Origin of the sequence: Butyrivibrio sp. FCS014, assembly GCF_000526935.1 — a bacterium.
Taxonomy (GTDB): domain Bacteria; phylum Bacillota; class Clostridia; order Lachnospirales; family Lachnospiraceae; genus Butyrivibrio.
Genome location: NZ_JAHA01000008.1, coordinates 172,396 through 185,794, shown reverse-complemented (window position 1 = coordinate 185,794; position 13,399 = coordinate 172,396). Strand labels below are relative to the sequence as shown.

Annotated in this window: 11 protein-coding genes; 10 read left to right on the top strand and 1 reads right to left on the bottom strand. The window is 48.8% G+C overall.

Annotation, left to right across the window (positions count from 1 at the left end; all coding sequences use genetic code 11):
• Positions 1 to 19 precede the first annotated feature (19 nt).
• The 3 genes from T456_RS0109720 (at position 20) to galT (ending at position 4,006) form a co-directional block, all read left to right on the top strand.
• Positions 20 to 1,180, top strand: coding sequence for a toxic anion resistance protein (locus T456_RS0109720; protein WP_024865984.1), 1,161 nt, complete (start codon positions 20 to 22; stop codon positions 1,178 to 1,180).
• A 136-nt stretch (positions 1,181 to 1,316) separates the two neighbouring features.
• The gene (locus T456_RS0109715; protein ID WP_024865983.1) at positions 1,317 to 2,480 is read left to right on the top strand and encodes a galactokinase; all 1,164 of its coding nucleotides are present in this window, start codon (positions 1,317 to 1,319) and stop codon (positions 2,478 to 2,480) included.
• Positions 2,480 to 4,006: a UDP-glucose--hexose-1-phosphate uridylyltransferase gene (gene galT / locus T456_RS0109710; RefSeq protein WP_024865982.1), complete on the top strand. Its 1,527-nt coding sequence runs from the start codon at positions 2,480 to 2,482 to the stop codon at positions 4,004 to 4,006. The genes T456_RS0109715 and galT overlap by 1 nt, the downstream gene beginning before the upstream one ends.
• A gap of 41 nt (positions 4,007 to 4,047) precedes the next feature.
• On the opposite strand, the gene T456_RS0109705 is transcribed toward galT, so the two are convergent.
• Positions 4,048 to 4,686 carry a hypothetical protein gene (locus T456_RS0109705; protein WP_024865981.1) on the bottom strand — a complete coding sequence of 213 codons (639 nt, stop codon included), beginning with the start codon at positions 4,684 to 4,686 and terminating at the stop codon, positions 4,048 to 4,050.
• A gap of 61 nt (positions 4,687 to 4,747) precedes the next feature.
• Here T456_RS0109705 and T456_RS0109700 point away from each other — a divergent pair, with 61 nt between their 5' ends.
• The 7 genes from T456_RS0109700 to T456_RS0109670 all read left to right on the top strand — a co-directional run bounded on the left by T456_RS0109700 (position 4,748) and on the right by T456_RS0109670 (position 13,342).
• Positions 4,748 to 6,328 (top strand): VanW family protein, encoded by a 1,581-nt coding sequence (locus T456_RS0109700; RefSeq protein ID WP_024865980.1) that lies wholly within the window; start codon positions 4,748 to 4,750, stop codon positions 6,326 to 6,328.
• Between the two features lie 20 nt (positions 6,329 to 6,348).
• A complete protein-coding gene (locus tag T456_RS0109695; protein ID WP_024865979.1) occupies positions 6,349 to 7,329 on the top strand; it encodes an AIR synthase-related protein in 981 nt (326 codons plus the stop codon).
• Positions 7,330 to 7,400: 71 nt separating this feature from the next.
• Positions 7,401 to 7,889, top strand: a complete 489-nt coding sequence (locus tag T456_RS0109690) for an Lrp/AsnC family transcriptional regulator (protein WP_024865978.1) — start codon at positions 7,401 to 7,403, stop codon at positions 7,887 to 7,889.
• Complete coding sequence (locus T456_RS0109685; RefSeq protein ID WP_024865977.1) at positions 7,886 to 9,046, top strand: aminotransferase class I/II-fold pyridoxal phosphate-dependent enzyme; 1,161 nt, start codon at positions 7,886 to 7,888, stop codon at positions 9,044 to 9,046. The genes T456_RS0109690 and T456_RS0109685 overlap by 4 nt, the downstream gene beginning before the upstream one ends.
• 235 nt (positions 9,047 to 9,281) lie before the next feature.
• Positions 9,282 to 10,238 carry a glycoside hydrolase family 43 protein gene (locus tag T456_RS0109680; protein ID WP_035801750.1) on the top strand — a complete coding sequence of 319 codons (957 nt, stop codon included), beginning with the start codon at positions 9,282 to 9,284 and terminating at the stop codon, positions 10,236 to 10,238.
• A 25-nt stretch (positions 10,239 to 10,263) separates the two neighbouring features.
• Complete coding sequence (locus T456_RS0109675; protein WP_035801746.1) at positions 10,264 to 11,856, top strand: glycoside hydrolase family 43 protein; 1,593 nt, start codon at positions 10,264 to 10,266, stop codon at positions 11,854 to 11,856.
• Positions 11,840 to 13,342 carry an alpha-N-arabinofuranosidase gene (locus T456_RS0109670; RefSeq protein ID WP_024865974.1) on the top strand — a complete coding sequence of 501 codons (1,503 nt, stop codon included), beginning with the start codon at positions 11,840 to 11,842 and terminating at the stop codon, positions 13,340 to 13,342. The genes T456_RS0109675 and T456_RS0109670 overlap by 17 nt, the downstream gene beginning before the upstream one ends.
• Positions 13,343 to 13,399: the final 57 nt, after the last annotated feature.

The window sequence follows — 13,399 nt, the reverse complement described above, 5'->3', positions numbered from 1 at the left end:
AATGATACAGGAGGACGTTATGGGAGTAGATTTAGAATTCGGTGCAGCACCCGCAGCACCTACACTCAGCTTTGGAACAGAGGCAGCACAGGCTCAGCCACAGGCGCAGGCAGCACCTGAAGCAGCTAAGGACAACGGCAATCTCGCCATGGAGGCACAGCTTACAGAGGAAGAGCTCAAGCAGGTTGAGGAGTTCAGTAAGCAGATCGATATTGCAAACTCCGCCGGAGTTATGAACTACGGTGTAGGTACTCAGAAGAAGCTGGCTGATTTCTCCGAGAAGGCCATTGAGAATGTCAGGACCAAGGACATGGGCGAAGTTGGTGACATGATCACTGATCTTGTTACCCAGCTCAAGAGCTTTGAGATTGACGAGGACGACAAGGGTCTGAAGGCTCTTTTCAAGAAGAGCGCCAACAGACTTGAGGCTCTTAAGGTTAAGTACAGCAAGGCAGAGACCAATGTACAGACCATCAGCAATGAGCTTGAGAAGCACCAGGTTACTCTCCTTAAGGACGTTGAGCTTCTGGACAAGATGTACGAGCTGAACCTTAACTATTTCAAGGAGCTGACAATGTACATCCTTGCCGGCAAGAAAAGACTTGAAGAGGAGCGCGCAACAACGCTGGTAGAGCTTCAGAAAAAGGCCGAGGCTTCAGGACTTCCCGAGGATGCAGAGGCAGCCAAGGACTTTGCCAACAAGTGCGACAGATTTGAGAAGAAGATCTATGACCTTGAGCTTACAAGGACCATCGCAATGCAGACAGGTCCTCAGATCCGTATGGTACAGAGCTCTGATACAGTAATGGCTGAGAAGATCCAGTCAACCATCGTTAACACCATTCCTCTGTGGAAGAACCAGATGGTTATCGCAATGGGCATTGAGCACGCTACACAGGCTGCAAAGGCTGAGCGTGAGGTCAATGATATGACCAACAAGCTCCTTCGCAAGAACGCCGATGCTCTTAAGGTTGCAACCATCGAGAGTGCGAAAGAGGCTGAGAGAGGAATTGTTGATATCGAGACCCTGAAGCACACCAACGAGTCCCTTATCACGACTCTTGACGAGGTTCTTAAGATCCAGACAGAAGGTAAGCAGAAGCGCCGCGAGGCAGAGGCTGAACTTGCTCAGATCGAGACCCAGCTCAGGGATAAGCTCATTGAGGCAGCTAAGAACTGATTTCGGAATGATTTAACATTTTGACAGGTTATATAAACAAAGAGGCATGGAAAATCCATGCCTCTTTTATTATGATTAATACACAAGATAACACGTTTCGTTTTTTATTTAGGAGGGTTATATGATCGATCAGGAGATGAAGAAGGCGGTTTTAGAGAACTTCGAAAAGGCATTTGGAAAAAGAGATGATGTAAAAGCCTATTTTGCACCGGGAAGAGTAAATCTTATAGGTGAACATACAGACTATAACGGAGGACACGTTTTCCCCTGTGCCCTTACCATCGGAACTTACGGCGCAGCAGCCAAAAGAGACGACAACAAGCTTCGTTTCTATTCCGTTAACCAGAACAGAGTGGGAGTCATCGAGAGTTCACTGGATGACTTAAAGCCCAGCGACAAGGCTGGTTGGACCAACTACCCCAAGGGAGTTGTATGGGCCTTTGAAAAGAGAGGCATGAAGCTGGATAAGGGCTTTGATATGGTGATCTACGGCAATATCCCCAACGGTTCAGGCCTTTCATCCTCGGCATCCCTGGAGGTGCTCACAGGCTTTATATTGAGGGATCTTTACGGATTTGATACCGACAATAAGAACCTTGCACTTATCGGACAGTATTCCGAGAACAACTTCAACGGCTGCAACTGCGGCATTATGGATCAGTTCGCTGTTGCCATGGGCAAGGAGAACAATGCCATTTTCCTGGATACTGCCGATCTTTCTTTTGAATATGCACCTATTAAGCTCGAGGGTGCCAAGATCATAATTGCAAATACCAACAAGAAGCATAAGCTCACGGATTCCCAGTACAATGCAAGACGCAGCATGTGCGAGGCAGCGCTTGCAATACTACAGAAGACCACTGATATCAAGGGCCTTGGAGACCTGTCCATCGAGGAGTTCGAGAAGATCAAGGATCAGCTCACAGATCCCGACATGCAGAGAAAGGCTAAACACGCCGTTTACGAGAACCAGAGGACCATCGAGGCGGTTAAGGCACTTAAGGACGGCGACCTTGAGCACTTCGGTAAGCTAATGAGACAGTCCCACGAGTCCCTGAGGGATGACTATGATGTTACAGGCATTGAGCTGGATACTCTGGCTGAGGAAGCCTGGAAGATCCCCGGTGTCATCGGCTCAAGAATGACCGGCGGCGGATTCGGCGGATGCACGGTTTCCATCGTAAAGGACGAGGCTATCGAGAACTTCAAGAAGACTGTTGGAGAGAACTACAAAAAGAAAATCGGTTACGACGCCACATTCTATACAGTAGAGATCGGTGGCGGCCCGGAGGTGATCTAATGAATGCAATCAACAAACTTGTGGCCTATGGCCTTAGTACCGGCCTTATTGAGAAAGAGGACATCATCTACACAGTAAACTCTCTTCTCATTCAGCTTGGCCTGGATGCAGCCGAGTATGAAGCCGTAGACATCGAGAAGCTGGCAGAAGAAGTTCCCACAGAGGAAAAAGAGCTGTCATCTTACCTGGAGTCTGTTTTAAAAGAACTTGATGACTACGCCGCTGCAAACGGTCTTATTGAGAACGACAGCGTGGTGTACAGAGATCTTTTTGATACAAAGCTGATGGGAACCATGGTGGCAAGACCGAGTGAGATCATCGGAAGATTTAACGAAGAGTATGCAAAGAGCCCTGAAACAGCCACGGACTTTTATTATAATTTCTCCAAGAATACAGATTATATCAGGCGTTACAGGATTGCCAAGGATATGAAGTGGATCGCTCCCACAGAGTATGGCGATCTTGATATCACCATCAACTTATCAAAGCCTGAGAAGGATCCTAAGGCTATCGCAGCCGCAAGAAATGCAAAGCAGAGCGGATACCCCAAGTGCCAGCTTTGCTGGGAGAATGAAGGATACTCCGGAAGAGTTGACCATCCCGCAAGGGAGAACCACAGGATCATCCCTGTTACCATTCAGGATTCCAAGTGGGGATTCCAGTATTCACCCTATGTTTATTACAATGAGCACTGCATCGTTTTCAACTCCAGGCACATTCCCATGAAGATTGAGCACGGAACCTTCTGCAAGCTCTTTGATTTTGTAAAGCAGTTCCCCCACTACTTTGTGGGATCCAACGCAGACCTTCCCATTGTTGGCGGCTCAATCTTAAGTCATGATCATTTCCAGGGCGGACACTACACCTTTGCCATGGCCAAGGCTCCCGTGGAGAGAACCTTTACAGTAAAGGGCTTTGAGGACGTTGAAAGCGGCATTGTTAAGTGGCCCATGTCCGTAATAAGGCTCTCAGCTCCAGATTATGACAGGATCATTGCCCTTGCTGATGTTATCCTTGAGAAGTGGAGAGGCTACACCGACGAAGCTGCTTTCATCTTTGCAGAAACTGACGGAACACCTCATAACACCATAACTCCCATTGCAAGAAAGCGGGGAGACAACTACGAGCTGGATCTGGTTCTTCGAAACAATATCACTACCGATGAGCACCCTCTCGGGGTATATCACCCCCACGCAGAGCTTCATCACATCAAGAAGGAGAACATCGGCCTTATCGAGGTTATGGGACTTGCTGTTCTTCCCGCAAGACTTAAGGATGAGATGGCACAGCTTAAGGATGCCATTCTTGCAGGCAGGGATTTAAGGGCCGACGAGGTTCTTGAGAAACACGCAGACTGGGTTGATGCCTTCAGCAAGAAGTATGACAGTATTACAAAGGACAATATCGACGAGATAGTTCAGAATGAGATCGGAGAAGTATTCATGCATGTTCTTGAGGATGCAGGTGTTTATAAGCGCACCCCTGAGGGACAGGCAGCCTTCGACAGATTCGTTGCGACACTTTGACGTAAAAAGCCGGAAAGCATCTGCTTTCCGGCTTGTGATATTCACGGGGTTTCTTCTTTTGGCTCAGGCTCTAAGATCTTGAGAATAGACGATTTACTCAGAGCATTTAAATTCTTTGCAATGGGGATGAGACCGTCGATCTTCTTTTTGATCTCGTCTTCACTGTAACCCAGCTTTGTTCTGTAAAGATCTGCCAGTGTCCTGTAAGTGGCGGTTATGTCGGAGCGGGTTTTGGCAGCAAACTCAAGGACCTTTTCTGCATCTTCGTAGCGGCCCCTGTCGTAAAGTGCCTGGCCCCATTTTTGAAGCCCGCACACCAGGACGGTGTAGTTCTGATCATACTGGGAAAGAGCCGTGATATTGGCGGTTCCGTACTCCAGTTTGAGGTCGGTGTTGGAGATTCCGGTGAGATTTACGATCTTCTCGTCCTTGAGGGCGAGAACCTCATTTTCACAGGTCTGAAGGTACTCGTCATCTTCTGCGGTTTCGAAGGGTAAAAGGTCGATGGGGATGTGAATATACTCAAGAGTGTCGAGGCTTTTCTTTCTGACATTGTTGGCCTCAAGCTCTTTTTTCCAGAAGTTCTCCTCCCTTTCTTCGGTCTTCCTGGAGACCCGGCGACTGCTGATGTTGAACAGAACGGCTATCAGTATGAAGGTTGCTAAAAAGGGGAATATCATCTATAATATCCTTTCAGAAAATCGTGGATTATTATTTACATAATAGCACAGAGGAAGCATTATGAAAAAATTTTTTGTGGGACTGATGCTGGTCCTTTCCATGGCGGTTATTGCCCCGGGAACAAAGGTTATGGCATCGGATTCAAGACAGATTGCCAAGGGCGTTTTCATTGGCCCTGTAGACGTTTCCGGCATGGGAGTGACTGAAGCGGAAGATGCGGTTACTGCTTATGTCAATGAGATTGAGCAACAGACCATTGTGCTGTCGGCAGGACCTGACAAGCAGATGGAGATAACAGGTCTTGATCTTGGCCTTTACTGGAGCAACACCGGAGTGGTTGAAGAGGCATATGCTCTCGGCCATGAGGGAAACATCATCAAGAGATACAAGGAACTCAAGGATCTTGAGCGCAACAATCACACCTTTGATCTGGTGTACGGATATGATGAGGAGGCCATTGCCGGATACGTGGCGAAATGTGCTGACTCTTTTGACCAGGAAACAATAAACTGCAAGCTTACAAAGACTGCCGACGGATTTCAGGTTACTGAGGGCCAGACAGGATATCTTGTGGATCAGGCTCAGTCGGTGAATATCATTAAGAGCTATTTGAGCGAGGGCCTGGGAGGCGGAGACAATATCGTTGATCTGTCGGTGAAGGCTGACCCGCCTAAGGGAAGCGCTGAGGAGCTTTCAAAGGTAAGGGATGTCCTTGGCACCTATACCACCAGCTACAAGTCTTCGGGTGCGGCCAGAAGTGCAAATGTGGCCAACGGCTGCTCCCTTATCAACGGAGCTACCATTTATCCCGGAGAGGAGTTCTCAGTTCTTGATACCATCACTCCTTTCACAGAGGCCAACGGATATTTTCCGGCGGGATCCTATCTTAACGGTCTGGTTGTTGAGAGCGTCGGCGGCGGTATCTGTCAGGTTTCCACAACCCTCTATAACGCAGTTCTTCTTGCAGAGCTGGAGGTTACCGAGAGGCACAACCACTCAATGATCGTTACCTATGTTGAGCCCTCGGCAGATGCGGCTATCGCAGAGTCCGGCGGCAAGAACTTCAAGTTTGTAAATAACCTTGAATCACCTATATATATCGAGGGCTACACCACCTCCGACAAGCACATCACCTTTACTGTTTATGGCGTAGAGACAAGACCGGCAGGCAGAAAGATCTCCTTTGAGAGCAAGGTACTTGAGACCACACCTGCTTCTGCAGATCAGTTCGTTACAGACCCTTCACAGGGGATCGGATACGTGGGTGTTCAGTCCGCGCACCTTGGATACAAGGCACAGCTTTGGAAGACTGTGACTGAGAACGGTCAGAGCACCACTGAGCAGGTCAACAGCAGTACTTACAAGATGGTTCCCAAGATTGTTACCGTGGGAACGGCAGGAGCGGATCCTACAGCTATGGCACAGCTTCAGACTGCCATTGCTACAGGGGATGTGGCGACCGTTAAGTCAGTGGCCGGAGCTCTTGGAGCAGCCAGAGCTGCAGCGGGTACCGAGGGTGCCGAAGCGGCCGGACAGGCGGTGAATGATGCGGTTAATGCAGCCAACGCCCAGCTCATGCAGCAACAGCAGCCGGCACCTCCCCAGGAGGGCGGCGATGCGGAGGCCATAACCACAGGCTGATGCCGGAATATGGAGTGCCTATGAGAATCGGCAAGATTACGGAGAACGCTCTTAAGCGCTCCGTGCTTAAGCAGATAAAAACTGAATTTAAGAATGTTAAAAGCGCAGCTGTAGGGTCAGACTGCGCTTTTTCTGAAAAAGAAAAGGTCTTTTCGGCAACTTCGCCCCTGGCGCTGAGCCTTGGCGGGGCAGACCTTGGCTACTACAGTGTTGTAAATGCCTGCAACGGACTTTTTTCCCAGGGAATAGAAATTGACCATGTTACGGTGGCCATACTTCTTCCGGAGGATGCGGAGGAGCCATTCCTTAAGGAGATTGTAAAGGGAGCCATCGAAGGTGCTAAGATTTCCGGGACGGTTTACGCCGGCGGCCACACAGAGGTTACTACCGCAGTGAAAAGAGCCGTTGTCACCGCCACAGCTGTTGGCCACATGGCAGAAGGCGTATCCCTGTTTGATAAAAAGGCTTCTGCCGGAGCGGATCTTGTGGTGACCGGTCACATTGCCCTTGAGGGTAGCGCCATGCTGGCCCGGGAGAGAAAGGGCGAACTTTCGACGAGGTATCCGGTGCCTTTTGTTGAGGAGGCGGAGAATTTCAGGAGCCTTGTCAGTGTAAAAGAGGCATCACGGGCGGCCATTGAGGCCGGAGCCGAAGCTATCCACGACTGCTCCTTTGGCGGTATATTTGCTGCTTTGTGGGAGATGGCTGAACGAGCGGGATGCGGGATGCAGGTAGATTTAAAGAGCATCCCGATAAAGCAGCAGACTATCGAGGTCTGCGAGTTTTTTGAGGTTAACCCGTATTTTCTTTTGTCCTCCGGAGCTCTTATGTGCGCTGCAAAAGACGGCGAGGCGTTTGTGCAGACTCTTGCGAAGGATGGAATTCATGCCGGAGTCATAGGCCGGTTCCAAAAGGGAAATGACAGACTCATCATAAACGGCGATGAGAGCAGATTCCTGGAGAGGCCCCAGGCAGACGAGGTGCTGAGAATTCTCGGGTAACCGGTGCAATATTGTGATATCATAGATATAATATGTCGAAGTAAAGCGATAGATAGAAGGGGAGAACCTGTATGAGCACAAGACAAGAGATACTTAATATCATTGAGAAGAACAGCCGCATTGACGTTCATGAACTCAGCGTCCTTCTCGGGGCGGAAGAGATAGTTGTGGCCAATGAGCTTAAGGCCATGGAGGAAGAGGGAATAATCTGCGGTTACCATACCATGATCGACTGGTCCAAGACCGATATAGAGAAGGTTAACGCACTTATTGAGGTGAAGGTTACTCCTCAGAGAGGCCTTGGCTTTGACAGCATAGCAGAGAGGATCTACAAGTATCCTGAGGTTACCAGCGTATATCTTATGAGCGGCGGCTTTGACCTCATGGTAATTCTAGAGGGCAAGACACTGCAGGAGGTTGCCGGATTTGTCAGCAACAAGCTCTCAACACTGGATACGGTGCTTTCAACCGCAACACATTTCATCCTTAAGAAATACAAGGATCACGGCACCATTCTGGCTAAGAAGTATGAAGATACAAGGGAGATAATCACACCATGAGAAATCCGATCGGCAAAAAAGTAGTGGATATCAAGCCTTCGGGGATCAGAAAGTTCTTTGACATCGTTCAGGAGACTGAAGGAGCCATATCCCTTGGTGTGGGCGAGCCGGATTTTGACACTCCCTGGCACATAAGAGATGAGGGCATCTACTCCCTGGAAAAGGGAAGAACCTTCTACACCTCCAACTCCGGACTCAAGGAGCTTAGGCAGGAGGTATCCAACTACATTAACAGAACACAGGGCGTTACTTACGACCCGATAAAAGAGATATTTATAACCGTGGGCGGTTCTGAGGCCATTGACCTTGCTCTTCGCGCCATGGTTGATGAGGGAGATGAGGTTCTGATCCCTCAGCCAAGCTATGTTTCCTACGAGCCCTGCGCCATACTTGCGGATGCAGTGCCCGTTATCATCGAACTCAAAGAGGAGAATCAGTTCAGGCTTACAGCTCAGGAGGTTCTTGATAAGGTTACTGACAAGACCAAGATTCTGGTGCTTCCTTTCCCCAACAACCCCACAGGGGCTGTTATGGAGAAAGAGGACCTGGAGGCCATCGCCAAGGTTGTCATAGAGAAAGACCTCTATGTCATTTCAGATGAAATCTACAGCGAGCTCACCTACAGCGGCAAGCACGTGTCCATCGTATCTCTGCCCGGCATGAAGGAGAGGACAATTCTTATCAACGGTTTCTCCAAGGCCTATGCCATGACCGGATGGAGACTGGGCTATGCCTGCGGACCTAAGGAGATTATGGAGCAGATGGTGAAGATACACCAGTTTGCTATCATGTGCGCTCCCACCACCAGCCAGTATGCGGCTGTTGAGGCCCTTAAGAACGGCGATGATGATGTTGCAATGATGAGGGAGCAGTACAACCACCGCAGAAGATACCTTCTGAATGAATTTAAGCGTATAGGACTTACCTGCTTTGAGCCCTTCGGAGCCTTCTATGTGTTCCCCAGCATCAAGCAGTTCGGAATGACCAGCGACGAGTTCTGTACCAGGCTTCTTAAGGAAGAAAAGCTTGCCGTGGTTCCGGGAAATGCTTTCGGCGACTGCGGAGAGGGTTACATCCGTATCTCCTACGCCTATTCTCTTGAGAATCTCAAGGCAGCCATGGAGCGTCTGGAGAGATTTATAGAGAGACTGAAATAACATATAGATAAATCTAAAGAGATTTTGAAGAGCATCAAATTGTTGGCAGAATGACCAATGATTGATGCTCTTTTTTTGTGATAAACCCTTAGAAATATGCACAAAGAAATGTTCTGTTTTTGTTCAATCATACAAATATCTAAAATACTTCATTTAAAACTAAAATATTCGTTGACACTCAACTTTCAGGGCAATAAAATTTATTTATGATATTGATAGACTGAGGGAAAATGTTATGAGTGGAATGGAAAATATCAAATACAATGAGCCCTGGATAACCCAAAGGGCAGATCCTTACGTGTACAGACATACAGACGGGACCTACTATTTTACAGCTTCCGTCCCTGCTTACGACGGTATCTGCATAAGGAAGGCCGACAGCCTTCAGGGACTTAAGGATGCGCCTGAGACGGAGGTCTGGCATAAGCATGAGAGCGGCCCTATGAGCATTCATATCTGGGCACCGGAACTCCACTTCCTTGACGGAGCCTGGTATATCTACTATGCCGGCGGAGACAGGGATGCCATCTGGGATATAAGGCCCTACGTTCTTGAGTGCAAAGATGAGGATCCCATCACAGGAACCTGGAGAGAGCTTGGCAAGATGCAAAGAGCCGATGACGACGAGTTCTCTTTTGAGGCCTTCTCCCTTGACGGAACGGTCTTTGAGAGCAATGGAGAACGGTACTACGTCTGGGCTGAGAAGGTTGGTGTTGGAAAACAGATCAGCAACCTTTACATAGCAAGGATGGAGAAGCCATGGAAGCTGGCAACAGTTCAGGTTATGCTCACAACCCCTGATTACGACTGGGAGAGAGTGGGCTTTTGGGTGAATGAGGGCCCTGCTGTTATCAGGCATGGCGGTAAGATATTCCTTACATACTCAGCCAGTGAGACCGGAAAGGCTTACTGCATGGGTATGCTGACAGCGGATGAGGGCAGTGATCTTCTGGATCCAAAGTCCTGGACCAAGGAGCGTTACCCGGTTCTTGCCAGTGACGAGTCCAGGGAGATATTCGGCCCCGGCCACAACAGCTTTACCATTGATGAAAACGGAAACGACATCTGTGTCTATCACGCAAGAGGCGAGGAGAATATAGAAGGTGATCCCCTTTACAATCCGGGAAGGCACGCAAGACTTATGCCTGTAAGATGGGATTCGCAGGGCCGACCTGTCTTTTCCTATGAATGATCAGTAAGGGGTTAAGGAGTATTTCATGCAAAAGAGATTACTAGGGGTTACAGCGCTTTTTATGGCGCTGGGACTTGTGGTTTCCGCCTGCGGAACGGATGGCGGAAACAAAGACGACGAAGCTGCCGCTGTATCGGCGCTTCCCAAGGAGGTTTCGGTGGAAGAAATTGCAGTTGGATCGGTTAGTTCAAGCGGATCGCTTCATGATCCTCAGATTATTGTGGGAGATGACGGCACCTATTACTGCTACGGAACCCACATGACTGCGGCAACTTCACAGGATCTTATAAAATGGAAGACCTGGGGGGACGGGGTCAACAGCTCAAATAAGATCTTTGACAACCTGTTGGAAGAGCCCTTCGATGCCTTTTCCTTTGTGGGGAAGAATGAGCAGAACGGCTACTCTGTATGGGCGCCCAGCGTAATATACAACAAGAAGACAGGTAAGTACATGATGTACTTCTGTACTACGTCTTCATATATCAAGTCAAACATCTGTCTTGCTACATCGGACAATATAGGCGGACCTTTTCATTACGAGAAGACCATTATATATTCCGGATTTACCAAGTCGGACTTAGAGCTCACAAACTTCGAGGAGATCATGGGAGAAGATGTAAAGACCAGACAGCGTTACATCTCCGGCGGAGCATTCAATAACCAGCTCTGGCCCAATGCCATAGATCCCGCAATGTTTTACGATGCCGATGACAGACTTTGGATGGTTTACGGATCCTGGTCGGGGGGCATCTTCATACTTGAACTGGATCAGGAGACGGGAGAGCCTATCCATCCTGAGACCGACGATGAGAATGAGGTGGATAAGTACTACGGAAAGCGCCTCATCGGCGGCTTCCATCATCCTATAGAGGGACCGTATATTCACTACGATAAGAATACGGGATATTACTATCTCTTTTTATCCTATGGAAATCTGCAGACTGACGGCGGATACCAGATGAGGGTTCTCAGATCCGACAAGCCGGACGGAACCTACACCGATGTTACCGGCAAGAGCCTTGGAATAAAGGGAGACTGCGATGCTTTTGCTGATTACGGTACCAAGCTCATGGGCAATTATACCCTGCCCAGTCTCAATGTTACCTACATGGCTCCCGGAGGACAGTCAACCTTTGAGGACCGTGACGGTAAGCTCTATGTTGTCTATCATCAGAGATTCAAGAATAACGGGGAGTTTCATGCAGTAAGGGTTCATCAGATGGCCATGAATGAGGATGGCTGGCCCTGCATTTTCCCTTTTGCAACAAGTGGCGAGAGCCTTTTGACAGAGGGTTACAGCGCTTTAGATGTGTCAGGAAAGTTCTATCTTGTGGACCATGGTCTTGAGGTTAACAATCTGGTAAATGAGCCGGTGGAGTGCGATTTTGCTGATGGTGTCATTTCCGGAGGGGCCTCGGGAACCTATGAGGTTAAGGACGGAACGAATTTCATCACCCTTAAGATCGGAGAAGTAACCTATAAGGGTGTTATGATAAATATGACAGATGAAGCCGGAAACAATACATTTTGCATAAGCGCCGTTGGTGACAACAACCACTCTGTATGGGCGGTTCACTACATGGCCGGGAAGGAGAGCAGCGATGAAGCTGGTAATTAACGAAAAGCACACCCTTGGCAGGATAGAGCCTGAAGTTTACGGACATTTTTCCGAGCACCTGGGAAGATGCATATATGAGGGACTTTATGTCGGGGAGGATTCCGATATTCCCAATGTTAAGGGCATGAGAAAAGATGTGGTGGAGGCCCTTAAGGAGATCAATGTGCCGGTGCTTCGCTGGCCCGGCGGATGCTTTGCTGATGAGTATCACTGGATGGATGGAATCGGTGAGAAGTCAAAGCGCAAGAAGATGATCAATACTCACTGGGGCGGAGTTATGGAAGACAACAGCTTCGGTACCCACGAGTTTATGGAGCTGTGCGAGCAGCTTGGCTGCAAGACCTATGTAAACGGAAACCTTGGAAGCGGCACTGTTCAGGAGATGAGCCAGTGGGTTGAGTACATGACCTTTGACGGAGTATCTCCCATGGCTGACCTTAGAAAGGCCAACGGAAGAGAAAAGCCCTTTAAGGTTGATTACTTTGCTGTGGGCAATGAGAACTGGGGATGCGGCGGAAACATGCACCCTGAGTACTACGGACATCTGTACCGTCAGTATCAGACCTATATCCGCCAGTACAATCCCGAAAAGCCCGTTAGAAAGATTGCCTGCGGCCCCAACAATGATGACTATGACTGGACAGACAAGGTCATGAAGACCTGTTTTGACCGCTGCCAGAAAGAGCAGCACGGCTTCATGGATCTTATTTCCCTTCACTACTACGTATTCCCCGGCGGATGGAACAACAAGGGAAGCGCAACACAGTTTGATGAGGACTGCTGGTATACAACCCTTGGCAAGGCTTATCTTATGGATCAGTATATCAAGGGACACGTTGCCATTATGGATAAGTACGATCCCGAGAAGAAGGTTGGCCTTTCCGTAGATGAGTGGGGCAACTGGTTTGATGTTGAGCCCGGAACAAATCCCGGATTCCTTTATCAGCAGAGCACTGTTCGTGATGCGCTGGTTGCAGGTATTACCCTCAACATATTCAACAAGCACTGCGACAGGGTAAAGATGGCCTGCATAGCTCAGATGATCAACGTGCTTCAGGCAGTGATCCTTACCGAGAACGAGAAGATGTTAAAGACCCCCACATATCATGTGTTCCACATGTTCCGCCATCACCAGGGAGCAGAGCTTCTGGACAGCTGCATTCTGGGAGGCGGAGAGACAGGATCTGAGGAGTGGAAGCTTCCTGACGTTACAGAATCAGTATCTGTAAAGGATGGAATCATCACCATAACTCTCAACAATCTTTCCATGACAGAGGGAAAAGAGCTGGATATAGAGCTTAGCGAGGACAGGGCCTACGAGGTTGTTGAGGCAAACATCGTTTCAAGCGGTGATGTTCACGATCACAACACCTTTGAGGAGCCCGACCATGTGGCAGAGAAGGCCTTCACAGGTTATGAGAGCATAAAGCGCGGCCTTAAGGTCGCTCTTCCCGCGGCAAGCGTTGTGGAGATTCGTGTAAGATAATAGTTTAATAGTTTATTTGGCGGACAATAGCCTTGTTATGATAGAATATATTTAATT